Origin of the sequence: Clostridium sp. (assembly GCF_050717535.1) — a bacterium.
Taxonomy (GTDB): Bacteria; Bacillota; Clostridia; order Clostridiales; family Clostridiaceae; genus Clostridium_AD.
The window spans coordinates 1-25,829 of record NZ_JBOITM010000081.1; the positions used below are offsets into that span (position 1 = coordinate 1).

Here is a 25,829-nt window from a genome sequence, read left to right on the forward strand (position 1 = left end):
TGAAACAGAAAATCCTGAAAAGACATTCCCTAAGGGTATAGTTATTTCAGCAGCAGTTATCTCAATTGGATACTCAATTGGAATATTCCTAGTTGGTGTATTTACTAATTGGGCAACTGTTATGGGTGACAAGACTGTTAATTTAGGTAATGCTAGTTATGTAGTAATGGGTAATCTAGGATATGCTCTAGGTCAAGCATTTGGTGCAAGTCAAGCTACTAGCCTAGCAATGTCACATGGGATAGCTAGATTCTTTGGATTTTCAATGTTCTTAACACTCGCAGGTGCATTTTTCGCATTAATGTTTTCTCCATTAAAACAAATAATTGAAGGTACTCCAGCTAAATTATGGCCTGGTAAAATGGCAGAAATGAAAGACGGAATACCTCAAAATGCTATGTGGGTTCAAGCAGCAATTGTATGTGTTATGATTGTTCTTATAGCCTTCGGTGGAAATAGCATGGCAAAATTCTTCAAAATATTAGTATCAATGACTAATGTAGCTATGACTCTTCCATACATGTTTATAGCATATGCTTTCATACCATTCAAGAAAAATACAGATATTATCAAACCTTTTGAAATGTTTAAGACATACAAAAGTGCTGTAATATTTACAGTTGTAGTTATGTTCACCGTTGGATTTGCAAATTTCTTCTCAATTCTACAACCGGCATTGGCAGGAGATTTACAAACAACACTTTGGAGTATAGCTGGACCAATATTCTTTGCTGCAGTTGCATGGATAATGTATAGTAGCTATGAAAGAAAATATGTAAATAAATAAATAATAGAATATGCCTTTTTTAAATTAAATTTAATCATAAATGATAAAAAAGTGACATCTGTAATGTAAGCAGATGTCACTTTTTTATCATTTTGGTTTTCTAATAATTTATAGATTTTATCCCTAGTCCTTGCGCTTCGGTAAGTGTTATTTTAGATTCATTAAATACAGCTCCTCCATTTATTGGGTCTTCACTACATAGTACAGGACCATCTAAATCAATTTTAGTTATAATACTCTTTGCACAAGCTAAATGCACAGCGGCGGTTACACTAACCTTTGCCTCAAGCATGCATCCTATCATACATTCAACTCCATATATTTCTGCTAAGGAACATATTTTTAGAGCATTATATATCCCACCCGTTTTCATAAGTTTTATATTTACAAAGTCTGCAGCTCTCCTCTGCATAATATTTAGTGCATCCATAGGAGAAAACACACTTTCGTCAGCTAAAACAAGTGTAGATACATTATCTGTTACAAATTTTAATCCATCTATATCATGGGCTGAAACTGGTTGTTCTACAAACTCAATTTGTAGTCCTGCATCCTCCATTTTTCTTAAAACATTTACTGCTTCCTTTGGCTTCCAGCCTTGATTTGCATCAATTCTAAGATTAACATCGTAACCTACAGCCTGTCTTATTGCTTTCATTCTTTCCATATCCCTTGCAGAATCTTTTCCTACTTTTATTTTCAAAGTACCGTATCCTCTACTTATAGCATCTAAACTATCCTTTGCCATTTCTTCTGGATCATTTACACTTATAGTTATGTCTGTTACTATTTCACTTCTATGCCCACCTAACAACTTGTATAGTGGTGCTCCATATAACTGCCCATATAAATCATATAATGCTATATCAACTGCAGCCTTTGCACTAGTGTTCTTTAAAACACAGTTTTGCAATTTTAGCATTAAATCTTCAAAATTTTCTATTTTCATACCTACTATGGCTTTCTTTATATGATCTTCGATAGCTCCTATTATAGAACCAGTGGTATCCCCTGTTATAACTCCTGTTGGTGGGGCTTCTCCAAACCCTATGTTGCCTGTATCAGTGTGTATTTCCACTATAACATCTTCCACACTGTGTACAGTTCGTAATGCAGTTTTAAATGGTGTTCTAAGTGGAACAGAAATTCGTTTTATTTTTATATCAGTTATTTTCATAAATATCCCTCCTTAAATTTTATATAATAAAAACCCAGTAAAAACAGAACCATAGGTTTGCCTTTACTGGGTTTCATTTACTTTGAGCTAGGTGTGACCCTATTCACTTTAAACAAAGCAGTAATTTTAAAATTGTCTAAGTTTTACTTCATCGTACTTTTTCACAGCATCTTTATAAGCAACTACAATAGCTCTTTGAGATGAACCATGATATCTTTTTTTTATTTCTTCTTCTAATTTACAGTCAAATATTTTTAAGCTTTTTCCCATTAAAAGTGATTTTATAAAATCATCTGTTGTTCTTATTGTGGATGAGCAACTTAAATCAATTATTTCACCTGTATCTGCATCTGCCACAAACCCTATAAAAAAAGAACTGAATTGATTAGTTATAGCATTATCTGTATTCGTTTTAGCATTACCAACTACATATATTGTATTTTTGTTATACACAAAACCACCTCAAAATATATTATACGTTATATTAACTTATTTGTTAAGCGTGCACTATTCTAGTAATATACATCACATAATAGAAAGAATTTTACCTACCACAAGTGCTGCTCCTGTTCCTACAATATATCCCATAAGCGCCATCAAAATCCCTATAGGTACTAGTGCTTCGCTGTATGCAGCAGCTAATATTGGTGCTGATGCAACACCCCCTATATTTGCAAGACTTGCAACTCCAATAGTGAACAAGTCCAATTTAAATATCTTAGCAGCTATAACTGAAATTACAAAATGTATCCCCAGTATACAGAATCCTGATATTATATAAATAGGAGCCTGTGTAAGTTCTGCAAAATTTGCTCTAGATGCTATAAGCGCAACTATAGTGTAAAGCATAATATTAGAAAGCTGTGTAGATCCTGGTATCTTTGCAACTGGTGTCATAGCTAGTAGTATTCCAACTAAGGTAGCTATAAGAATCGTCCATGTAGTTCCTGTCAAAAATACAGTTTGTGGAAGCATACCACCAAAATATTGAGCCATTGCAGAAACAAATAAACTTAATCCAAGCAATATTATTAAATCTGCAAATTCTATTTCTTTTCTTATATTTTCTTGGGCTGCATTCAATTTTTTCCCTATTTCATCAATTACACTCGTGTCTGATTTTGTCCATTTGTTAAATTTAGGAGCAAATGAAACTAACCATAGCAATAACATTACCCATATAGAGTAGTTTACTGAATCCATAAGTAAAGCATATCCCAGTTTTGAATCTGATATATGAAGTGCACCTTGGACAGCTACCATATTTCCAGTTCCACCTATCCAGCTTCCTGCAAGAGCTGCAAATGATTTCCAAGTATCTACCTCATAAAATCCTTTAAAAATTCCGTACGTAATTATAAAACCTAGCATTATACTTATAGTTGCCACAAAGAATCCTATCAACATTTTAGGTCCTAATTTTAATATTTTCCTCATATCACATCTTAAAAGCATAAGGAATATCATTGCAGGAAGCAAATTATCCTTTAAACCTTTATAAACCGCAGTTATTGAATCGGTTTTTTGCCACATACCCAAAGTTGAAAGTAGCATGGCTGTAAAGTACAGCAGTACTATAGCAGGAATATAGTTGAAAATTTTTGACTTTGATTTTTTTTCTGCAAGTACAATCATACCTGCAAAGAATAGAAGAAATGCAACATACGTAAATCCTTTTGTAATCATTTTTTTCCTCCTTTAAATTTAGTTAACATCATTAGTTTGCTAATTCATATATAGCTGCTGCCATTATTCGAACATTTTTCATTAGTGAATCTATTTCTATATATTCATCTGGCTTATGTTCAAGCATAGGTTGTCCTTTAAATATAGGTCCAAACGCTAATATATTCCCCATGCTCTTTGCATAAGTTCCTCCACCTATAAATATTAATTCTGCTCTCTCACCTACCTTTTCTTCATAAACCTTTTGTAGTTTTTTAATAAACTGGTTATCTGGAGACACATAAAGACTTTTCTTATGTCTTGTTGACAACTCTTCCATTTTTCCTTCTCTCATTTTATTTACAAATACATGTTTAAAGTCTTCATATTTTTTAGTCACAGGGTATCGCATATTAATAGAAATATCTATTTCCTTTTCGATCCCTATGAGCATCCCTAGATTGGATACAAACTTACCAGACATTTCATCTTCCAGACATATACCTAGCTTTCTTCTTTCTGTATCAAGGCCTATATTTTCATTCATAAAGCTTAAAAATTCTCTGACACTACCTACAAAATCTAGTTTACCCAAAAACAATAAAAGGTGACTCACTGCATTTTTACTCTCATCTGGCCTGCTTCCATGTGCAGAAATTCCAAAGGATTTCACTAATAAACAATTTTCCTTTTCCTCCAATTTTATCTCTTCTACACCTTGTGCTAATTTTTTAACTTCAGCTATTCTAGACTTAGGAATTATAACCTGTGCCTCTGCATATTCTGGAACTACATTAGGTGCAATTCCCCCATTAATAGACTTAAGAATAAATTCACCTTGCTGATTTAATTTTCTCCGATATTTATAGTTTACTATTCCTTTTTCTCCATTTATAATTGGATATTCAGCATCTGGTGTAAAACCTGCGGTCGGCAGTTCTTCTCCTATATCCCTGTAATGCTTTACACATTTAGATGTCAACGCACTGCAATCATTTCCTTACCTTCGCCATATTCTACATATCCTATCATGTTATCTAGATTTACAGTTTTAAATCCTAATTTTTTAGAAAGATCTAAACTGTACTGGAATACTTTTTGAACTCCCTCTCCAAAGGGCATATTCTCTTTTGGTGCATCTTCCACACTTTTAGTCTTTATGCACTCTTCAACACCTTTTAATATTTCATCTTTAAGTTCCAATATTTTCTCATCCAATGTCATAAAATCACCCCTCAAATTTTTAAGTACAAATTGCTTTTTCCACTATCTTTAGAGTCTAACAAATTTCAAAAAACAAAAAACCCAGCAAATGTACTCATTCACTGGGTTTTATTTACGATAATGCTTTAGGCATCTGTATAAACAAAACAGTAATTTAAAATCAATTATTCTCTTTCCTACATAATATACTGAAAATACAAAAAAGTCAATTTTTAAACACATTTCCTATAAATTCCCTACTTTTTACTTTTACCTAAATAAGCCTCCTGAATTTTAGGATTTAATGCAATCTCCACTGCAGCTCCTTCAAGTGTAATTATGCCCTGTTCTAGTACATAGGCTCTACTTGCTATTTGAAGTGCTTTATATGCATTTTGTTCAACAAGGAGAATTGTCTTGCCCATTTTTTGTATATCTATAATAATTTCAAATATAGTTTGGACAAGTAGTGGGGCAAGTCCAAGAGAAGGTTCATCCAACAATATTATATCAGGATTACTCATAAGACCACGGCCCATAGCAAGCATCTGCTGTTCTCCACCTGACAGTGTGCCTGAAATTTGTTTTTCTCTTTCTTTAAGTATTGGAAAAAGGGTAAAAACCTTTTCAATATCCTCTGCAATCCCCTTGTTATCTTTTCTTAAATATGCCCCCAAATTAAGATTATCAACCACAGTTAGGTTAGCGAAAATAAGCCTTCCCTCAGGAACCTGACATATTCCCCTTTTAACTATTTTATGTGGTATTGGCAGAATCTTTTCTTCCTTATATATTATCTCACCAGACTTTGGTTTTAAAAATCCTGATATGGAATTAAGGAGTGTAGATTTTCCAGCACCATTAGAACCAATTATTGTAACAATTTCACCTTGATTCACCTCAATGCTTACTCCCTTTAGAGCATGTATTCCACCATAAAAAACATTTAAATCCACTGCTTTAAGCATATTATTCACCCCCCAGATATGCAAACTTAACCTTAGGGTTATTTTGAATTTCAAATGGATTCCCCTGTGCAATAACACAGCCAAAATTCAAAACTGTAATATCATCACAGATCCCCATAACCAAATCCATATGATGTTCAATTAAAAGAATTGAGATTTTAAATTTATTTCTTATTTCTCCAATGAGTCCCATAAGCTTGTCTGTTTCATCAGGATTCATTCCCGCCGCTGGTTCATCCAGAAGTAGAAGCTTTGGCCTTGCTGCAAGAGCTCTTGCTATTTCAAGTCTTCTTTGAAGTCCATAAGGCAGATTATTTGCCACAAAATCTCTTCTGCACGTAAGCTCCATCATTTCCATAAGTTCTTCCGCCTCATCTCTAAGCATTTTTTCTTCCTTTGCAAATCTCGTATTTTTAACCAAAGACTTAGGCATTGATCCAAACAATATGGCTTCAGCCAAGGTGTATTTAGAATTGTTATGGCATGCAGTTAAAATATTATCATAAACCGTTTGTTTTTTAAAAAGTCTAATGTTCTGGAAGGTTCTTGTTATTCCAGCATTTGCAATTTTATAAGTCTCTCTATTATGAATATCACTATCATTAAACATAATCGATCCAGAGGTAATTTTATATACTCCTGTAATAAGGTTAAATACTGTGGTTTTTCCTGCTCCATTTGGGCCTATAAGCCCCATTATTTTATTGTTACCTATTTTAAAACTAACATCATTAACAGCAGTTAGACCGCCAAATTGTTTAGTCAAATTATTAACTTCTAGAAGAGTCATACTTATCTGCCTCCTTCTTTGGTGACTAAGTCTTTTTTGCTTTTCCTTCTAATTTTTTTAAACAAATTATATATACCTTTAAATGTTATTTCTTTTCCTCCAATTAATCCTTCCGGTCTTGCAATCATAATAAACACAACAACAACTCCATAAATTACAAGTCTCCAATTAGCAAAGGAACGCAATAATTCTGGAAGTATAATAAGAACTAAAGCTCCAATTACACCACCGCTGATACTTCCAAGTCCTCCAAATATAACTATAATTATAAGCTCAGTGGACTTTGTTAAAGCAAACATTTTAGGTTGAAGAAATCCAAGATAAGAAGCTAAAAGCCCTCCACCTACTCCACCATAAAATGCACTTATTATAAATGACATCATTTTAGTTTTAAATACATTAATTCCAATTACTTGAGATGCTAATTCCTCTTCGCGTACGGCTATCATATTTCTACCCTGCCTTGACCGTACAATGTTTGCCATAATTATAACGGCTATAATATCTATAACAATTACAGTTGTTAAATTTGTTTTTAATGGAATACCTGCCCACCCACGAGCTCCACCGAAATATTGAAAATTATCTAATATAAGTCTAAGTGCTTCACCAAAACCCAGAGTAGCAATGCAAAAATAATCACCTTTTAATTTCAAAGTAAATTTACCAATAACTAATGCACCTATGGATGCAAAAATACCACCCACAAGCAATGATGGAATAAAGGGTATTCTAAGATTTATCATCATAAATGCAGTTGTATATCCACCAATAGACATAAATGCTGCATTTCCAAAAGAAAATAGTCCTGTAAAGCCCGTTAGAAGTGCAAGGCCTAAAACTGGAATCATATTTATACCTGCAAACATTAAAATTCCTTTTAAATAGTACCAACTTAAATCCACTAAAAGCCCCCCTATGCCTTATCTTCAGTTACTTTACCCATAAGACCAACTGGCCTTACTATAAGTATGAAAATAAGAAGTGCGAATGCTATTAAATCCCTATATTGAGATGATATATATCCAGAAGTAATAGTTTCTATAACGCCCAAAAGTATTGAACCTACGACAGCACCTTTAATACTCCCAAGGCCTCCAAATACCGCAGCAATAAATGATTTTATTGTTATATTCCCTATTTGAGGATAAACAGTATATTTCATTCCAAATAATACACCAGCTAGTCCAGCTAAAATACCACCTACAGCAAATACAATTATAATAATACGATCTGCATTAATTCCCATTAAGGTACTTGCCTTCATATTATAAGCAGTTGCCTGAATTGCTTTTCCGATTTTAGTAAAATCAATAAGGTATATTAGAAATCCAAGGCAAAATGCAGAAATTATAAACATCATCAAATCAATTCTTCCAATATTTACAGCTCCTATTTTTATTGGTATTGCTGAAAAAACAGGTGGGTATGTCCTAAAAGTAGGTCCAATAGTTGCCACAACTATATTTTCAAGAAATATAGATACACCCATTGCTGAAATTATAAAATATAGAAAAGGAGCTTTTCTATCCATTAGTGGTTTATATGCAATTCTTTGAATAACAACTGCAAGAATACCAGCACTTAAGCCTGAAGCTATAAATGCCACTGGAAAAGGAAGTTTATAAAGTGTTATAAAAAAATAACCAAAATAAGCTCCAAACATAATTACTCCACCATGGGCAAAATTAGAGAAATTCATTATACTGTAAACAAGTGAATATCCAACAGCCATTAATGCGTAAACACTACCTATTGATAATCCATTTATAAGTTGTTGCAGAAAATTTGTCATCCTAATCTCTCCCTACTTTATTTTATTATAAATTAAAGTGGGGCGAACCCCACTTTATTGAAATTTAATGAACCGCATATTTCTGTTGAAAAATGTATTCCCCATTTACTATTTTTATAATAGCGGCATCTTTATTTTCTGGATTGTGTGTATCTTTCCCTATAATTATCTTTCCTGTAATACCTTTCATATTTGTAGTTTCAAGAGCAGCTGTTATTTTTGTTGTATCAAAAGTATTTGCTCTTTTAACCGCGTCGATTAACATATTTGTGGCATCATATGCAAGGAATCCATTAAGCTCAACATCTTTTCCGAAGGTAGTTTTATATTTAGCCCTAAAATCAGCAACATCAGGATCATTAAAATCAAGGTGATTGACAAAATATGAACCTTCGACGGCATCCTTTGCCATGGATATAAGTTGTTCTGATGGCCAGCCATCTCCACCCATTAAGGTAGCTTTTATTCCAAGTTCTCTAGCTTGCTTTGAACTTAACGCAACTTCTTTAAAGAAATAAGGCATAAAAATTACGTCTGGGTTAGATTCCTTTATTTTTGTAAGTGGCGCTCTGAAATCAACGTCCCCAGTTTTAAAGGCTTCTTTAGCTACTATTTTCCCACCTTTCTGCGTGAATGTTTTTTCAAAAAACTGAGTAAGTCCTTGTGAATAATCATCTGCTACATCATATAAAATAGCTGCATTCTTTGCCCCTAGTACGTCAAAAGCATATCCTGCTGCGGCTGCTCCCTGATAAGGATCTATAAAGCAAACTCTAAAGTTATATGGTTTAACTTTACCATCAACAATTGTAACCTTTGGGTTTGTAGCAACAGTAGCAATGTCAGGTACTTTCATTTCTTCAAGTACTGATGAAATTGGAATTGCTTGCCCACTTGCATTGGGTCCTACTATGCCAATAACTTTGTCCTGACCAGTTAACCTTTTTACAGCATTAACAGCTTCAGTTGCATCTCCTCTTGTATCATAAGCTACAAGTTCCACTTGCTTACCAAGTAGGCCTCCCGCTTTGTTAAGATCATCAATAACCATTTTAACTGTATTAGATTCACAAATTCCCCATACAGCTTGATCGCCGGAAAGTGAACCAATCCAACCTATTTTCACTTTGTCTGATGCCTTTGGAGTATTCCCACAACCTGTTAATCCAAGTGATAAAATAAAGATGCTTGTCATTAATAGAGCAAGAGCTTTCTTTTTCAAAGTTATTCCCCCTTATACTATTTGCATTTTTACAATTTAAGTAATTATATACATTTTTACTAAGTATATTGTTATAGATTCAACATTATTCTAAACACTTGAAAATAAAATGAATTTTCATTAAATAATCCTCTTGTATTCTTCACATTTTACACAATCAACATGAAAATCAATAAAGGTTGATAAAATATTTAAAATGACCTATTATAATGATAATCTAGTTTAGTACATTACAAAGGGGTGAATGACAGTCAACTAACCCACGACTAAAGTCGTAGGCATGGAGAAGAAATTCTCTGATGTCTTAGGTGACTAGACTAAGCGAAAGCTACGTTGTTCAGGTTATGATACCTACGAATATTTATCCTAGTTTATAGCTCTATCGTATAGTATTAAAAGCTCCAAGGGTAAGAAGCGGTGTGCTATACCTAACAAGCCTTTACAACATTGTCTAAGGGTAATTAACTCTGAAAGGAGAACGAAACATGAGTGTATTCGTGATTAATCAAAGAAGTGGACCATTAATGCCTTGCAGTACTAGAAAAGCAAGATTATTGCTGAGGCAAGGTAAGGCTAAAATAGTAAAAAGAACACCATTTACAATTCAACTATTACAAGCTACAGGAGAAAGCAAACAAGAAATAATATTGGGTGTAGATGCAGGGAGTAAATATATTGGAATATCCGCAGTAACACAAAATAAAGAAGTCTTTTCAGCAGAAATTGAGCTCAGAAACGATATAGTAAATTTATTATCTACCCGTAGGCAAAATAGAAGAACAAGGCGAAATAGATTAAGGTACCGAAAGCCTAGGTTTCTAAATAGGGTAGGAAGTATTAATAAAGGGTGGTTAGCTCCATCAATAGAAAATAAAATAGATACTCATTTAAAAATAGTAAACAGAATCCATAAGTTGTTACCTATTAGCAAAATTATAGTTGAGGTAGCAAGCTTTGATATACAAAAGATTAAAAATCCAACTATCGAAAGCAAAGAATACCAAGAAGGATTTGGTCTAGGATTCTGGAATATACGAGAATATGTTTTCTTTAGAGATGGTCATAAGTGTAAAGGCAGAAAGGGATGTAACAACAAAATACTTAATGTACATCATATAGAATCACGGAAAGTAGGTGGCAATAGTCAGGAAAATTTAATTACACTTTGTGAAGAGTGTCATAATGACTATCACAAAGGAAAACTAAAACTTAATCTCAAACGCGGTCAATCATTTAGAGATGCAGCATTTATGGGGATAATGCGGTGGGCTTTTTATAATAAGCTAAAAAAGTTGTATTCTAATGTAAGTTTGACTTATGGTTATATCACCAAAAACACAAGAATAATAAATGATTTGCCTAAAGAGCATAGAGTTGACGCACTATGCATTACAGGTAATCCACTAGTAAAAAGACTACAAGGTTACTATTATATCAAACAAGTTAGAAGACATAATAGGCAAATTCATAAGGCTAACATTCTAAAGGGTGGAATTAAGAAGCTTAATCAAGCGCTTTATTTAGTAAAAGATTTTAGATTGTTTGATAAAGTTCAATTTGAAGGTATAGAATGTTTTATATTTGGTAGACGAAGTACAGGGTATTTTGATTTAAGAAGGTTAGATGGAACTAAAGTTCATAGGAGTGCGAGTTTTAAAAAACTAAATATTTTAGAAATACGCAAAAATTTATTATGGGAAAGGAGATAGGCTGTTTATTGGAGTGCCTATGCAAGGTTTGGGCATTCCTCTCATGACTGAAGTCACGAGTATCCAGCCTCAAACATTATGAATGATCATAATCAGCTTATGTGCATAAATTTAAGACATAAACTTCATGAAAATGCTGAAATTTCAGGACACGAAAATAAAACTATGGAAATACTAATAGATTTCCTGAGAAATAATACTAATTTCAATATAGTTGTTAAAGATGGATATTTCATTGCCGAAAAAATAGTGAATAAAGATTTCACGAATATTGCCTTTAGAGCCGATATGGATGCTATTCCTATGACAGAAACAACCGATATAGAATATAAATCCAATAACAGCTGTGCAGCTCATAAATGTGGTCACGATGGTCACTGTTCAATACTTGCAGGCCTGGCCCTAGACATAGAGGAAAACCCGATAGATGATAAAAATATTTTTTTAATATTTCAACCTTCTGAAGAAGTAGGCCTAGGTGCTATGAAAATAGTTCAAGATGGTTTGTTACAAGAAAATAAAATTGATGAAATATATTCGCTCCATAATATTCCTGGATATGAGACTGGAACATTACTTTATAAAACGAATGTGTTTGCTTGTGCTTCAAAAGGAATTATAATTAATTTAAAGGGAAAGCCATCTCACGCAGCTTATCCAGAGTTTGGTATAAACCCCTCCGATGCCGCTGCTGACATTATTAAATTTTTAAATAATAGTACTAAGTCCAATATATATAGTGGAATGGTGCTTTGCACTATCGTAAATATAAATATTGGAGAAAGAGCTTTTGGAACAGCTGCAGCCACCGGTGAGATTTTGTTAACATTGCGAGGAGAAAATGAAGCAGATTTAATGAAACTTGAAAATAACGTATTAAAATTTGTGGAGAAGTGTTGCAGGCAGCATAAAATTGACTTCAAGATAAGTTATTCCGATGAATTCCCAGAGACAAGAAATTATGATAAATGCATTAATAAAATATTAAATGTATGTAGAAATAATGGTTATATATATGAAGAACTTCAATATCCTTTTAGATGGTCTGAAGATTTCGGCTATTATTTGAAAAATATAAAGGGCGCAATGTTTGGACTGGGAGATGGTAAATTACAACCTCAACTTCATACCGCCAATTATGATTTTCCTGATAGTATTATTAAAACAGGTGTAGATATTTTTTATAACATTGCCAAGTTTAAATAAAAGTATAGATTATGCAAAAATCAGCTTATTACTTTCTAAAAGTTATTTCTAAAACCAGTAGATAGTGATAAACTTATAAAGAGAGTTTAATTGAAAAGAAAACATACTGTTGTTATTAATAATTAGTAAAGTTTATTATCTTTGGGAGGAAACATTATTGGACAATTCAACATTAGATATAGAAAATTATAAAAACCTAGTAAACTTAACACCACAAATTTTATGTATCTTATCCTTTGCTGGTAAAATTAAATACTCAAACCCAGCTTTTAATGAAATTTTTGGATATAGTAATGATGAAGTACATGAATTAAATATATTTTCTATCATACACCCAGAAGATAGAGCCAACCTAGAAAGCACATTATTATTAGCTCATAAAAAACTACAAGATGTTATAAATTTAGAATTTAGATATAAGTGCAAAAACGGTAATTTCAAATTGATTTCATGGAATATGAAATTTGAGTGGAATCAGAAAATTATCTATGGAGCTGGCCGTGATGTTAGTAATAAAAGAGATTTAGAGCAAAACATATATGAAAGTAACGAAAAATTAAATACAATTATTGAAAATATAGCTGAGGCCATGTTCATTTCTGATAAGAATGGTAACTACACTAAATTTAATCGGGCAGCTCGGGATATATTTCCTTCTACATTCCATAATTTTAGTAAAATAGGAGATAGTCTTAAAGAAAATAGCTACTACGACATTTTGGGGAGTTTAATTAAACTTAATGATATGCCAGGTTTTAGGATATTAAGAGGCGAAAAAATATTAGGATATAGGATCATGAAAATTAATGACAGCATTACTTTTTATGATATAAACGGTGTTCCCATTTATGATGATAAGGGAAATTTTATTGCAGGAATACAATGTTGGAATAACGTTACAGAAACTGTATTACATGAAAAAATACTTCAGAGTCAATTTGACCTTCTCCACAAGACCATAGATACATTGGATTTACCATTTATAAGATTATCCTATCCTGATTTTAATATTACAGACATTAACCAAAAGGCATTAAATATTATAAATGGATTAAATCCTGAAATGAACTCTATTGATATTGTTAAAGGTCAAAATTATGGAGATATCATTACTGAATTTGATAAAACTGATGTTTTTTATCATTTCCAAATGATTAAAGATAAAAAAGAAACATCCTATATAACATATAAGGAGTTATTTATATTTGGGAAAAAAACATTTGTAAATGTATTATATCAGCCAATACTTGGACTTGAGGGTGATATCCAGCAAGTAATCGCAATTATACTTGACATAACTAAAGAAACTACAGCTAAACTTCAACTGGAAAAGAGTTTGAAAATGCAAGAGGAATTTTTTATAAATATTTCCCATGAGATTAAAACCCCTTTAAATGTTATTTTTAGTACCACTCAATTATTTGGCTTATTCATAAAAGATAATTCACTAATAGAAAATGAAGATAAGCTTGAAAAGTATATTAAGGTTATAACCCAAAACTGCAATAGGCAATTAAAACTAGTTAATAACCTAGTTGACTTATCCAAAATTGAATCTGGTTTTTTTAAATTACATATGTCCAACGAAAATATAGTTAGTGTTATAGAAGAAGTTGTTCAATCTGTATCGGAATATGTTGAAAATAAAGGATTAAAAATTGTTTTTGATACTGACATAGAAGAAAAAATTATTGCTTGTGACTCTACTAATATTGAAAGAGTTATGCTAAATCTTATTTCCAATGCAATTAAATTTTCAATGCCTGGCGATGGGATATTCGTAAATATACATGATAATATTGGCAATGTGGAAATATCTGTAAAGGATACTGGCATAGGAGTTGAAAAGGATTATTTTAATGTTATATTTGAAAGATTCAAGCAGGTGGATAAATCCCTATCTAGAAATGCTGAAGGTAGTGGTATAGGCCTATGCCTTGTTAAATCAATTGTTGAACTACATGGTGGAAAAATTAACTTAGAAAGTGAAATAGGAAAAGGTAGCAAATTCACAATAGAATTGCCAAGTAAAATAGTAACAGCACCATATAATTCAATTGAAGACAAAAGCATAAAAAGCGAGCTTCAAACAATAAACATTGAGTTTTCTGATATTTATACATAATATTTATTGTTCTCCAATGCACAAAAATAATTCACTTAAAAATAGATTAATAGCTATATTGTTAAATATTAACAATATAGCTATTAATATTATTTACATTTATTTAAATTTTATTTTAGTTGAATACAATGTATAATGTTGATATAGGTGTATTAAATGAAGTCTACAAAAATAATATGAAAGATTAAAGTGGTGATAAAATGAAAAAAAGAAAAAAATTTAATAGGTACAACTCTCTACTTATAATTATGATAGCTATATTCTCAGCAATAGTTGCAAAATTATATTATTTACAAATATATAATGGACAATATTACAAGGATAAGGCTACTATTGCTAATAATACTCATAAAATTTCAATAGAGGCACCAAGGGGGCTTATAACAGATAAAAATGGAATAACCCTTGCAAATGAAACGCCTGGTTATAACCTTACATACACAGACACTACTAAATCAAATGAGCAATTATTTTCAAATCTACAAGAAGTATTTAGCATCTTAGATGAAAATAAAGAGGCTCAGACTGATAGTTTTCCATTAAAGATTGATCCATATAGATTTGAATTTAGTTCAAGTGATCCTGCTTCAATACAAGTGATGTTGTTGAGATTTCTAAAAGATAGAGGACTTCAAGCTGATATATTAAAAAATAAGTTTGAAAATAAAAAAGAAGACGATTTAACAACCTTAGAAATTACAGCCCTTAATAATGAACTTTTGAAATTAACCCCCCAGGAAATATACGAATACCTTCTTAATGAATATGGCATAACAAAAGGAATTTCAAGTTTGAACATAAAAACAACTCCAAGTTTAATTAGAAGATATTTAATTGTAAAAGATGCTATAAAGTTGAATTTTTATACTCCATACAAATCCATTAGCATAGCGACTAATATAAAAAAAGATACTTCTCTTATACTTGAGCAAAGTCTAGCATTGTTACCTGGATTTAAGATAGAAAATCTACCATTGAGACAATATCCATATGGAGAGCTTGCTTCTTCAGTTTTGGGATATATAAGCAAAATAAGTCCTGCTGATACAGCTAAATATTCCGCAAGGGGTTATGACACAAGTGTCGATTTTGTTGGAACATCTGGAATTGAATCTGCAATGGAAAGCAGCCTTAAAGGAGTTAACGGTGAAAAAGAGATTATCATTGACGATAAGATTACTTCCAAGGATAGTGCTTCTAATAAAGAAGCAACTCCGGGAAATAATATTCAACTTACATTAGATGCAAATCTACAGTATGCCACCGAAAACGCTTTAACCACAGTAATGAAGAACTTACAAAAACAAGAAATTACAAATAAAGTAAATTCATCAAATGCTACAAGGGGGGCAGCCGTTGCCATAGATATCCATACTGGTGACGTATTATCACTTGTTAGCATGCCTGGGTACAACCCAAATGATTTTTCCACATCCCAAGGATTAACCCAGGCTCAATCAGAAAAATATTTTAATCCAGACTATGAAACCATGGCAAAATCACAAGGAAAATCACAAGATTTAATTGATTATATGTTCCCAATAGACAAAAGTATTACTGGAAATACCACAATTAGAAAAGATAAATTCGATTACTATCCAAAACATTTATATAATTATGCAACTATGTCCCTCATTCCACCAGGTTCTACTGCTAAACCACTGACTGCAATTGCAGGTCTTGAAACTGGAGTTATAAATGCTTATTCCACCTATGATGATAAAGGTGGTTATGATATGACTGGTAAAGATGAAATATACGGTAAATTTTGGAATTCTTTCGAGACAGATGGTTCACAAGGTGTTGTAGACGTAGTAAAGGCCATAGGAAAATCCAGCAACCCATTTTTCATGAATGTAGGTCAGAAATTAAGAGAAAAGTATGGCGACGATATTTTAGCTAAATATGCATGGATGTTTGGACTAGGAGCTAATCCTAAAGCAGTTAAACCCGGTACAGGAATAGAGATAAATGAAAATTTTGGGCAAGTATATAATACAGTATCTCAAAAAACCATATCCGCTTCCCAATATCTTTTTAATATTGAAGAAGATTTAACTAAAGGAATTTGTTCTAGTGATAATGCAAAATTCCCACCATTAGATTTATACGATAGAGAAGGAGATAATCTTATCGTTTATAATGATAAAAAACTCTCTGACATTAAGGCCGAAATTAAAAATAAAATAAAAGACTCTGTACAAAACGGAACCTTTTCAAAGACTAACTACGAGGTCTTGTTTAACAAATTAATTGCAACTGATCCCCTGTATAAAGGTAAAAAATTTACAGCTGCTAACCTTAAATCAATTCTAGTTGAAGTACAATACCAGGCAGTTCAGGAAGGGTATGCTTCTTTAAGTAGACCATCCAATATATTGCTAGCATCTATTGGGCAAGGAATGGACACTTTCACACCTCTTCAGATGGCAAATTATATAGCAACCATTGCAAACGGCGGAACAAGATACAAGCTCAATTTGGTTGATAACGTAAAGGATTTTAATGGTAAGTTAATATCCCAAACAAAACCTGAGGTTTTAAATAAAGTTGATATGAGTGCAGAAACAAGAGATTTAGTTATGAGAGGTATGAACAACGTTACAGGTGAAGGTGGTACTGCTGAATCACTTGCTGCTTTTCCTATACCTACAGGCGGTAAAACAGGTACCGCACAATTTAATACTACTATACAAAATAAAATTGGTAGAGGAGATTATTCATGGTATGTAGGCTATGCACCAGCTAATAATCCTGAAATTGCAATATCCGTAGTTATATTTGACGGTGGGTTTGGTAGTAGTTCTGCCGATGTTGCTGCAGGTATGTACGAGAGTTATTTTAAAAATGATCCTAGGATGGCTGAGTATAAAAATAAGTATGACATAAAATTAAAACGTATTAACTAAATGTAATTGATTTATAATCGTAAAATTCATGATTACCGTACTACTAAAAACAACCAAATCTTTTTAAAAATAAATTTATTAGGAGGTGAAATATTTGGATTTAGCTACTATTATCAATATTCAAAAATATTCAATTCATGATGGTCCTGGAATTCGCACAACAATTTTTTTTAAAGGTTGCCCACTAAATTGCTCATGGTGCCATAATCCCGAAAGCCAAAACCCTAATTTTGAAATTATGTTCTTTAAGGAAAGATGTACCAGCTGCGGCTCATGTATTAACGTATGTCCTGCAAAAGCAATAGACCTTATAGAAAAATACCCTGTGACTAATGAGAACAAATGCACTCTTTGTGGTAAGTGCAGTGATTTTTGTCCTAGCAATGCCAAAGAACTTGTGGGAAACGATATAAAAGCATCGGCACTTATGAGTGAAATAATTAAAGATGAAATATTTTACGAAGAATCAAATGGTGGAGTAACATTTTCTGGTGGAGAACCACTGATGCATGTCGATTATTTAAACCATGTGCTTGAAATTTGCAAAGATAAAGGTATACACACCACAATCGATACTAGTGGCTATGCTATTTGGGAACAATTCGAAAAAATAATTGATAAAGTAGACCTATTTTTATTTGACGTCAAACATATGAATAATGAAAAACATTTGAAATATACAGGAGTGGAAAACCACCTCATTTTAGAAAATCTAAAAAAACTTTCGGAAAGTGGTAGCAATATTTATATAAGGATGCCAATAATTGCTGGCATAAATGATGATGATGAAAACATTGATAGAGCAGTTGAGTTTCTATCAAAGCTAAATATAATACAGGTAGATTTACTCCCTTATCACAAAATGGGAATGGACAAATACAGAAGGCTTAATATGGATTATAAATTATCAGGACTAGAAAAACCAACTGATAAAGTTATAGATAAAATTGTAGAAAAATTTAAAAATGCTGGGATAAAAATAAATATAGGGGGTTAGTGTATTATGATGACTGAAAGAGTAAAGAAATTAAGGCAGCAAAGTATAACTGCCATCCCATACATTTCTATGGAAAGAGCCATAATAGTTGATGAAGTTTACAAAAAATATGAAGGCACAGTTTCCATCCCAGTTCTTCGTGCTTTGGTTTTAAAAGAAATTATGTTAAAAAAGAAACTTTGCATTAATGATGGTGAATTAATTGTTGGTGAACGAGGAGAAGAACCTGCTTCAACTTGTACTTATCCAGAATTATGTTGCCATACCTTGCATGATTTTGATGTTATGGATGCTAGGGATAGAATATCTTTTAAGGTTGATGCACAAAGTAGAAAAATTCAAGAGGATTTAATTATACCTGCTTTTGAAAAGAAATCTATGAGATACAGAATACTTGAAAACATGACTGAGCAGTGGAAGGACTGCTATGCAGCTGCAATATTTACAGAATTCATGGAGCAAAGAGGCCCAGGACATACTAGTGGCGATGATAAAATATTTAAAAAGGGCTTTTTAGATTTTAAAATGGACATAGCGAAGGCTATTTCAAAGCTTGACTATTATAATGATGACGAAGCTCTTGATAAGAAAAATCAATTGGAAGCAATGGATATAGCTTGCGACTCTGTAATCATTTTAGGACATCGCTACAGTTCTTATGCAAAGGAACTTTCCGAAAAAGAATCAGATCCAACAAGAAAGAAAGAACTTTTAGAAATAGCTGAAGTTTGTTCCCACGTTCCTGCACATGCTCCAAGAAACTTTAGAGAAGCTCTCCAAATATATTGGTTTGCTCATATATGTGTTATTTCTGAATTAAACCCTTGGGATGCATACAATCCAGGAAGACTTGATCAACATTTAAATCCTTTTTATCAAAATGAGATTCAAAATGGAGACTTAACTAAAGAGCAGGCTATAGAATACTTAGAATGTTTCTGGGTAAAGTTTAACAACCAACCAGCACCTCCTAAAGTTGGTATAACCTTAAAAGAAAGTGGAACCTATACTGACTTTGCAAATATAAACATTGGTGGAGTTAAAGCAGATGGCCTTAACGGAGTAAATGATGTAAGTTACCTTCTTCTTTATGTAGTAGATGAAATGCAGCTTTTACAACCAAGTTCAAATGTACAAATAAGTAAAAAGAGCCCTCAAAAGTTTGTAAAAACAGCTTGCGCCATATCCAGAAAAGGCTTAGGTCAGCCATCAATGTTCAATTCTGATGCAGTCACTCAAGAACTTGTTAATGCAGGCAAATCATTAGAAGATGCAAGGTGTGGAGGTACTAGTGGATGTGTTGAAGCAGGTGCATTTGGAAAAGAAGCTTATATTTTAACAGGCTACTTTAACTTACCTAAAGTAATGGAAATTACTCTGAGCAATGGAATTGATTTAATGACTGGAAAAAGATTAGGTCTTGAAACTGGAGAAGCATCAAAATTTGAAACATACAATGAATTATTTGAAGCTTATAAAAAACAGTTAAAATACTTTATTGATATAAAAATGAGAGGAAATAGGGTTATTGAAAGATTATATGCAACACTTATGCCAGAGCCTTTCCTTTCAGTATTAACCAGCGATTGTATTTCAAAGGGCAAAGATTATAATGCTGGAGGCGCAAGATATAATACTAACTATATTCAAGGTGTTGGTATAGGCACCATTACTGATGCACTTACAGCAATAAAAAAACATGTATTTGAAGATAAAAATGTCACTATGAATGATTTAATAAAAGCAATGAAAAATGATTTTAAGGGTCATGAAGATATACTAAAACTTTTAAAACACAGAACTCCAAAATATGGTAACGATGATGATTATGCTGATGACGTTATGAGAGAAATATTCAATTCCTACTATAATGAAGTAACTGGAAGAAAGAATGGAAAAGGTGGAGAATACAGAATAGATATGCTTCCTACCACCTGTCATGTTTATTTTGGATCAGTTATTGGAGCTACAGCTAATGGAAGAAAAGCCTACATGCCAGTATCTGAAGGTATTTCTCCTGACAAGGGTGCAGATATAAACGGTCCAACTGCAGTGCTTAAATCTGCAGCAAAAATGGATCACTTAAAAACTGGAGGGACATTACTCAATCAAAAGTTTACACCAGCTGTTGTAGAAGGTGAAGAAGGCTTAAATAATTTGGCGAATTTGGTAAGATCATATTTTAGATTAGACGGTCACCACATTCAATTTAATATTGTAAGTCGCGATACACTGCTGGCTGCACAAAAAAATCCTGACGACTATACTGATCTAATAGTAAGAGTTGCAGGATACAGTGATTACTTTAACAACCTTGACAAAGTGCTTCAAGATGAGATAATTGGAAGAACAGATCAATCCTTTGGAGGATGTGGCTGTTAAAAAAAACAATGGAGGTACATTATGAATAAAAAAATAGGACTTATCGGATGCGGAAATATGGGCCTGGCAATGATTGGTGGAATATTAAATGCAAATTTAGTAATGCCTAGCAGTGTTATTGTAAGTGACTTAAATGAACTTAGTTTGGCTGAAACCGCTCAAACATATGGTATTAAAACCACTACAGATAATAATGAGGTAGCTAAAACTTCTGATATTATTGTATTATCAGTAAAACCCAACCTATATGAAGTTGTAATAAAACAAATAAAGGATCAAGTTAAAGAAGATGTAATAATAGTTACTATTGCAGCTGGAAAAGCTATTAGTGGTACCGAAAGTATGTTTGGCCGAAAGCTTAAAATAGTTAGGGTAATGCCTAATACTCCAGCACTTGTTGGCGCAGGAATGTCTGCAATTTGCCCTAATGAAATAGTAACAAATGAAGAACTTTCTGAAATAGTTACTATGTTTGAAAGTTTTGGAAAAGCAGAAATAGTTAATGAAAAATTAATGGATGTGGTAACTGGTGTCAGTGGCTCATCTCCAGCTTTTGTATACATGTTTATTGAATCCATGGCAGATGCAGCAGTACTAGATGGAATGCCAAGAGATAAGGCTTACACTTTTGCAGCTCAAGCTGTGCTAGGATCTGCTAAGATAGTACTAGAAACCGGAAAACATCCTGGTGTTTTGAAAGACATGGTATGTTCTCCAGGTGGAACTACTATAGAAGGTGTAGCTGCACTTGAAGAAAATGGTTTTAGAAATGCAGTTATTTCAGCCGTTAGAAAAACAACTCAAAAATCTATTGAATTATCTAAATAATTAAGAATATAACATAAAAAAGTTAAGGTGCCGTTTATCGTGGCACCTTAACTTTTATGTTTTATAAAATTTATTTTTAATTTAACATTAAGCTACTATATCTCTTTTGGTAAAACCAATATATGAAATAACATTAAAAACTATAAAATAAACTATCAGTACAATAATTGAGAATTTCATTGTCATACCTTTAACTAATGGCTCACCACTAATATATTGATTCAAGTCTGTATTCGTAAATAATATATATTTTGACCAATTATATTTAGTAAGTATCATAGTTATTACATTTCCTACAGTTAAAAGAAAAACTCCAACTCCTGTAGCCATTGCACTATTACGGAAAACCGTAGAAATCATAAATGCTAAAGTAACCATCATAATTAAGTTAATAGACTTAAGTCCGTAAAGCTGCACAATATGTACTATCATATTAACCTCAGTAATTTTACCACTTGAATTTGTAAGGAATGGTGTACCTGCACCACTAAAGCTGAATAATATTCCTCCAAGAAGGAATGACACTATAAAAAGCACTAAAAGCATTAAAAGAGTATACCCAATAACAGAAATATATTTTGAGAGCAAAATCTTCCATCGCTTTGAAGGTCTAATTAATAGCAGTTTAATCGTGCCTTCGGAAAACTCATTGGCTACTATTTTACCGCCCATTACAATTGCAAAAAGAGCAATTAGTGAAATCACACCACCCATTCCCTCTACAAATCCCCATAAGGAGTTACTTTGCACTGGTTCAATGTCATTTTTAAGCCTATATTCATTAGTTTGTAATATTTTTGAGGATCCGTCCTTTTCCACTTCAGACAACTCTGGATTAGTTAAATCTTGCTTATAAGCTTGGTTTTGAATTGTTAGATCTGCTTTCCAATCACTTTTAGCTACCTGAGGACCTGTAAATCTAGTAAAAAGACCAGCTACTACTATAATAAGGACTAATATTCCCATCATTATCCACGTACTTATACTATGAGAAAGCTTCATATTTTCATTACGAACTAAATTTATCATCTTATGCAATTTCATTACCCCCTGTCATTTCCAAGAATTTTTTCTCTAAGCTTTGTTGTTCTTTACGAATGCCATAGATCTTAATCCCTTGGCCCACAAGCTTCTCAACAATTTCTGGTATATTTTCTATATTTTCTATGATTTCAATTTCCTTATCAACTATTTTCGGTTTATATTTGCTATTAAGACCTTCTAAATATGTTTTTGCACTTTCAAGTGGGGTAACAGTTAGCGCTATAACTGAATCCACCTCATCTTCAAGCATTTCCTTCATATCTTGGATCCTAACCAATTTTCCATTTTGCAAAATTCCTACCCTATCACACATAAGCTCCATCTCTGAAAGCAAGTGACTAGATACTATTACTGCAATATTCTCTTCTCTTGCTAGCGTCCTCAAATGATTACGCAATTCATGAATTCCAGCAGGATCAAGTCCATTAGTAGGTTCATCTAGTACCAAAAGCTTTGGAGAATTAAGAAGTGCTTGTGCAACTCCCAGTCTTTGGCGCATACCTAGCGAATATTTCTTTATTTTCTCGTGTATTCTTTTTTCAAGACCCACAATTTTTATAACCTCATCTATACGCTCCTTCTTTACATCTGGATACATTCTTGAAAAATGAAGCAGATTTTGATATCCTGTTAAGTATTTATATAAATCTGGGTTTTCAATAATGCCACCTACTTTAGCAATTGCCTTTTCAAAATCCTTTTCAACATTGAACCCATCAATATACATTTCTCCTTTAGTAATAGACATAAGTCCTAAAAGCATTTTAATAGTAGTAGTTTTACCTGCACCATTGGGTCCTAGGAATCCAAATACCTCACCAGAATGGACGTCAAAACTAAGATCGTCTATTATTACTTTTTTCCCAATTTTCTTTGTAACATTCTTTATTTGTACTATAGTTTTCATTTTTATGTCAACCTCCTTAATTGTATTTACAATTTTTTCTCTATTAGTTGCTTACTTAGTCAAGCATATAATTGACCTATTGTATTATAACACTAGGTAGATTAAACCTCAAACCAGCAACCGAATACTCATCAACTCAATGTGGGACAACAGTTATCTTATGTCAATAAAAAAACTAGTTACTTCGCATCATTTAGCAAAGTAACTAGTGCTTTTTCATAACACCCTTTTTACTTAACATTTTCATCTAAAATATATACTGCAAAAGTTGTTTCTGTTTTCGGATTATAGTACACAGATAAGATTATCCCTTTGTATTTAAAATTACTAATTGCAAAACTGAGATGTTCCTCCACTGGCTTTCCAAATTCTTCTTTGAAACTGCTTATTTTATCACCAAGTCTTAACCCATTAAAATCCACATGTTTGTTGTCAATGTATACCTGTTCTACTGGCCCCTTTCCATAATCTTTAAACCAAACTCTAATATCTAATTGTGAAAACTCTAATCCACCCTCATCAATAGTAATTGACTCATTGCCAAGCTTTGTGATAAGCTCTGTCTTGTTAAGTCCTATCAATTTAATATAGTTTAAAAAGCTAGTATCTTTTGGGGAAGCTTCTTTATCACTTTGAACTATTTTTTTTGTACTTAAATTAGGTCCTTTTGTAATTGCATTTGAGGTAATTGCAATTGTGAAAACACTTAATAATACCACTATAGTTAATGTAACTATTTTTTTCATGAAAATCGCTCCTTATAATAACCTTATCTATTAATACTTATTATATGCCATGTTCTCTGCCATATCGTATCAATCAGATGTCAAAATTATTACAAAGCGGATACAAAATAATTTAATTATTATTCCATTTTCCAGATTTCATGTAGATCACACACATCCCAAGTGATGCCAATGTTGCCATTGGAGACGCAAAACCAATTTCATATAAGGTTATCCCTGCTCTTTTGCTTAAAATAAAAGACACAGGAATACGAATTATAAATGTAGCCAGCAAACTGTGAATCATTGGGAATAATGAATTACCACAACCACTAAAAAACGAGTTCATACAAAATACAAAACAAACCAAGATACAATCAAGGCTGTACGATCTCAGATATAATGCTGCTATTGCTATTACTTGCGCATCTTTGGAAAACAATGCGGTCATGGATGTTGGATTCCATTGTGCATACACATAGAACATTATTCCCATGACTAAAGAACAGGCTGTACCTATATACAAACATTGCTTTGCTCTTTCTGGCTTCCTTGCTCCCATATTTTGAGCTGTCATTGCAGCAATTGCTGAAGCAAATGCTATAGTTGGAAGCATTGCAAATACAATTATTTTTTCTACAACACCTAAAGATGCAGAAGCCGTAAGGCCCATTTTGTTAATAACTGCTGTAATTATTATAAAGGAAATATTAATTAAACCATCCTGTAATGCAATAGGGAGTCCTAACTCAAATATTTTTTTTGTTTTTATTGCTTTAAGCCTTATATCACTCCGATGAAACTCAAAAGCAAAGCCATTCTTTTTTATATACAATACTCCAAGTACGAAGCTTATAGTTTGAGCAGCTATTGTTGCAATTGCAGCTCCCGCTGCCCCCATATGCATTACACCCACTAAAATTAAAATTACGGTCAAAATAACGGCCATTATGCCGAAAATGCAAATGATGGTCCCAACTGATTCTGCAATATCACGGTCTTTTTTAGCGCCCAAATAATGACCTATTAGTATAGTACCGCCTGTGGTTAATCCAAGGATAACCCCTGTAATTGTCTGCATAATCTGACTTCCTGTGGCCACCGAAGAAACTTGAGCCGAAGTGTCAAACTGCCCAACTACCACCAAATCAGCTGCACCATAAAGCGCTTGAAGCAAACTTGCTAGTAGAAAAGGAAATGCGAATTTTAATAATGTGGGGATAACCTTCCCCTGCGTTAAATCGCTTTGTTGTTCCATAATAAATAAACCTCCCATAAATAAAAAAATGCTGGATAAGGTAGCTGGCTTTATCCAACCATCTTATCCAGCATATAGTTATCTATATACCCTCCGATGAACAACCTGTATTCTACCATGACTGAGTAATTG

At 32.7% G+C, this 25,829-nt stretch carries 22 protein-coding genes; 8 read left to right on the top strand and 14 right to left on the bottom strand.

What is annotated here, in order from left to right; all coding sequences use genetic code 11:
• The coding region (locus ACREVU_RS16485) for an amino acid permease (RefSeq protein WP_431552696.1) at positions 1-787 on the top strand (787 nt) is incomplete at its 5' end.
• A 100-nt stretch (positions 788-887) separates the two neighbouring features.
• On the opposite strand, the gene ACREVU_RS16490 is transcribed toward ACREVU_RS16485, so the two are convergent.
• From ACREVU_RS16490 to ACREVU_RS16535, 10 genes are all read right to left on the bottom strand, one after another.
• Positions 888-1,964, bottom strand: a complete 1,077-nt coding sequence (locus ACREVU_RS16490; RefSeq protein ID WP_431552697.1) for a dipeptide epimerase — start codon at positions 1,962-1,964, stop codon at positions 888-890.
• Positions 1,965-2,090: 126 nt separating this feature from the next.
• Positions 2,091-2,417, bottom strand: coding sequence for a DUF3870 domain-containing protein (locus ACREVU_RS16495; RefSeq protein WP_431552698.1), 327 nt, complete (start codon positions 2,415-2,417; stop codon positions 2,091-2,093).
• A 72-nt stretch (positions 2,418-2,489) separates the two neighbouring features.
• On the bottom strand, positions 2,490-3,650 hold the full coding sequence (locus ACREVU_RS16500; RefSeq protein ID WP_431552699.1) for a DUF819 family protein: 1,161 nt from the start codon (positions 3,648-3,650) through the stop codon (positions 2,490-2,492).
• A 31-nt stretch (positions 3,651-3,681) separates the two neighbouring features.
• Positions 3,682-4,611 (bottom strand): Sapep family Mn(2+)-dependent dipeptidase, encoded by a 930-nt coding sequence (locus tag ACREVU_RS16505; protein WP_431552700.1) that lies wholly within the window; start codon positions 4,609-4,611, stop codon positions 3,682-3,684.
• On the bottom strand, positions 4,608-4,853 hold the full coding sequence (locus ACREVU_RS16510) for a hypothetical protein (protein ID WP_431552701.1): 246 nt from the start codon (positions 4,851-4,853) through the stop codon (positions 4,608-4,610). Before ACREVU_RS16510 ends, ACREVU_RS16505 begins: the two co-directional genes overlap by 4 nt.
• A gap of 236 nt (positions 4,854-5,089) precedes the next feature.
• Entirely contained in the window at positions 5,090-5,800 is a 711-nt protein-coding gene (locus tag ACREVU_RS16515; protein WP_431552702.1) for an ABC transporter ATP-binding protein, read from the bottom strand.
• 1 nt (position 5,801) lies between these two features.
• The gene (locus tag ACREVU_RS16520; protein WP_431552703.1) at positions 5,802-6,590 is read right to left on the bottom strand and encodes an ABC transporter ATP-binding protein; all 789 of its coding nucleotides are present in this window, start codon (positions 6,588-6,590) and stop codon (positions 5,802-5,804) included.
• 2 nt (positions 6,591-6,592) lie between these two features.
• Complete coding sequence (locus tag ACREVU_RS16525; RefSeq protein WP_431552704.1) at positions 6,593-7,495, bottom strand: branched-chain amino acid ABC transporter permease; 903 nt, start codon at positions 7,493-7,495, stop codon at positions 6,593-6,595.
• An 11-nt stretch (positions 7,496-7,506) separates the two neighbouring features.
• Complete coding sequence (locus tag ACREVU_RS16530; protein WP_431552705.1) at positions 7,507-8,385, bottom strand: branched-chain amino acid ABC transporter permease; 879 nt, start codon at positions 8,383-8,385, stop codon at positions 7,507-7,509.
• A gap of 64 nt (positions 8,386-8,449) precedes the next feature.
• Positions 8,450-9,607, bottom strand: a complete 1,158-nt coding sequence (locus ACREVU_RS16535; RefSeq protein WP_431552706.1) for an ABC transporter substrate-binding protein — start codon at positions 9,605-9,607, stop codon at positions 8,450-8,452.
• 485 nt (positions 9,608-10,092) lie between these two features.
• On the opposite strand from ACREVU_RS16535, the gene iscB reads away from it, so the two are divergent.
• The 7 genes from iscB to proC all read left to right on the top strand — a co-directional run bounded on the left by iscB (position 10,093) and on the right by proC (position 21,763).
• Positions 10,093-11,316, top strand: coding sequence for an RNA-guided endonuclease IscB (iscB, locus tag ACREVU_RS16540; protein WP_431552707.1), 1,224 nt, complete (start codon positions 10,093-10,095; stop codon positions 11,314-11,316).
• Between the two features lie 78 nt (positions 11,317-11,394).
• Complete coding sequence (locus tag ACREVU_RS16545; RefSeq protein WP_431552708.1) at positions 11,395-12,522, top strand: M20 metallopeptidase family protein; 1,128 nt, start codon at positions 11,395-11,397, stop codon at positions 12,520-12,522.
• A gap of 157 nt (positions 12,523-12,679) precedes the next feature.
• On the top strand, positions 12,680-14,647 hold the full coding sequence (locus ACREVU_RS16550) for a sensor histidine kinase (RefSeq protein ID WP_431552709.1): 1,968 nt from the start codon (positions 12,680-12,682) through the stop codon (positions 14,645-14,647).
• Between the two features lie 200 nt (positions 14,648-14,847).
• On the top strand, positions 14,848-17,556 hold the full coding sequence (locus ACREVU_RS16555) for a peptidoglycan D,D-transpeptidase FtsI family protein (protein ID WP_431552710.1): 2,709 nt from the start codon (positions 14,848-14,850) through the stop codon (positions 17,554-17,556).
• Positions 17,557-17,650: 94 nt separating this feature from the next.
• On the top strand, positions 17,651-18,553 hold the full coding sequence (locus ACREVU_RS16560) for a trans-4-hydroxy-L-proline dehydratase activase (protein WP_431552711.1): 903 nt from the start codon (positions 17,651-17,653) through the stop codon (positions 18,551-18,553).
• Between the two features lie 6 nt (positions 18,554-18,559).
• Positions 18,560-20,935, top strand: coding sequence for a trans-4-hydroxy-L-proline dehydratase (hypD, locus tag ACREVU_RS16565; RefSeq protein ID WP_431552712.1), 2,376 nt, complete (start codon positions 18,560-18,562; stop codon positions 20,933-20,935).
• A 21-nt stretch (positions 20,936-20,956) separates the two neighbouring features.
• Positions 20,957-21,763, top strand: a complete 807-nt coding sequence (gene proC, locus ACREVU_RS16570; protein WP_431552713.1) for a pyrroline-5-carboxylate reductase — start codon at positions 20,957-20,959, stop codon at positions 21,761-21,763.
• Positions 21,764-21,850: 87 nt separating this feature from the next.
• Here the strand turns inward: proC and ACREVU_RS16575 are convergent, their stop codons facing one another.
• The 4 genes from ACREVU_RS16575 to ACREVU_RS16590 form a co-directional block, all read right to left on the bottom strand.
• The gene (locus tag ACREVU_RS16575; RefSeq protein ID WP_431552767.1) at positions 21,851-22,792 is read right to left on the bottom strand and encodes an ABC transporter permease; all 942 of its coding nucleotides are present in this window, start codon (positions 22,790-22,792) and stop codon (positions 21,851-21,853) included.
• 1 nt (position 22,793) lies between these two features.
• Complete coding sequence (locus tag ACREVU_RS16580; RefSeq protein WP_431552714.1) at positions 22,794-23,714, bottom strand: ABC transporter ATP-binding protein; 921 nt, start codon at positions 23,712-23,714, stop codon at positions 22,794-22,796.
• A 230-nt stretch (positions 23,715-23,944) separates the two neighbouring features.
• Positions 23,945-24,460, bottom strand: coding sequence for a hypothetical protein (locus ACREVU_RS16585; protein WP_431552715.1), 516 nt, complete (start codon positions 24,458-24,460; stop codon positions 23,945-23,947).
• 112 nt (positions 24,461-24,572) lie between these two features.
• The gene (locus tag ACREVU_RS16590) at positions 24,573-25,697 is read right to left on the bottom strand and encodes an MATE family efflux transporter (RefSeq protein ID WP_431552716.1); all 1,125 of its coding nucleotides are present in this window, start codon (positions 25,695-25,697) and stop codon (positions 24,573-24,575) included.
• Positions 25,698-25,829 lie beyond the last annotated feature (132 nt).

Bases quoted from the DNA above. Each gene is read 5' to 3' on its own strand.
- ACREVU_RS16490 (WP_431552697.1), bottom strand. From the start codon at position 1,964: ATGAAAATAACTGATATAAAAATAAAACGAATTTCTGTTCCACTTAGA.
- ACREVU_RS16500 (WP_431552699.1), bottom strand. From the start codon at position 3,650: ATGATTACAAAAGGATTTACGTATGTTGCATTTCTTCTATTCTTTGCA.
- ACREVU_RS16510 (WP_431552701.1), bottom strand. From the start codon at position 4,853: ATGACATTGGATGAGAAAATATTGGAACTTAAAGATGAAATATTAAAA.
- ACREVU_RS16515 (WP_431552702.1), bottom strand. From the start codon at position 5,800: ATGCTTAAAGCAGTGGATTTAAATGTTTTTTATGGTGGAATACATGCT.
- ACREVU_RS16520 (WP_431552703.1), bottom strand. From the start codon at position 6,590: ATGACTCTTCTAGAAGTTAATAATTTGACTAAACAATTTGGCGGTCTA.
- ACREVU_RS16530 (WP_431552705.1), bottom strand. From the start codon at position 8,385: ATGACAAATTTTCTGCAACAACTTATAAATGGATTATCAATAGGTAGT.
- iscB (WP_431552707.1), top strand. From the start codon at position 10,093: ATGAGTGTATTCGTGATTAATCAAAGAAGTGGACCATTAATGCCTTGC.
- ACREVU_RS16545 (WP_431552708.1), top strand. From the start codon at position 11,395: ATGAATGATCATAATCAGCTTATGTGCATAAATTTAAGACATAAACTT.
- ACREVU_RS16555 (WP_431552710.1), top strand. From the start codon at position 14,848: ATGAAAAAAAGAAAAAAATTTAATAGGTACAACTCTCTACTTATAATT.
- hypD (WP_431552712.1), top strand. From the start codon at position 18,560: ATGATGACTGAAAGAGTAAAGAAATTAAGGCAGCAAAGTATAACTGCC.
- proC (WP_431552713.1), top strand. From the start codon at position 20,957: ATGAATAAAAAAATAGGACTTATCGGATGCGGAAATATGGGCCTGGCA.
- ACREVU_RS16575 (WP_431552767.1), bottom strand. From the start codon at position 22,792: ATGATAAATTTAGTTCGTAATGAAAATATGAAGCTTTCTCATAGTATA.
- ACREVU_RS16580 (WP_431552714.1), bottom strand. From the start codon at position 23,714: ATGAAAACTATAGTACAAATAAAGAATGTTACAAAGAAAATTGGGAAA.
- ACREVU_RS16585 (WP_431552715.1), bottom strand. From the start codon at position 24,460: ATGAAAAAAATAGTTACATTAACTATAGTGGTATTATTAAGTGTTTTC.
- ACREVU_RS16590 (WP_431552716.1), bottom strand. From the start codon at position 25,697: ATGGAACAACAAAGCGATTTAACGCAGGGGAAGGTTATCCCCACATTA.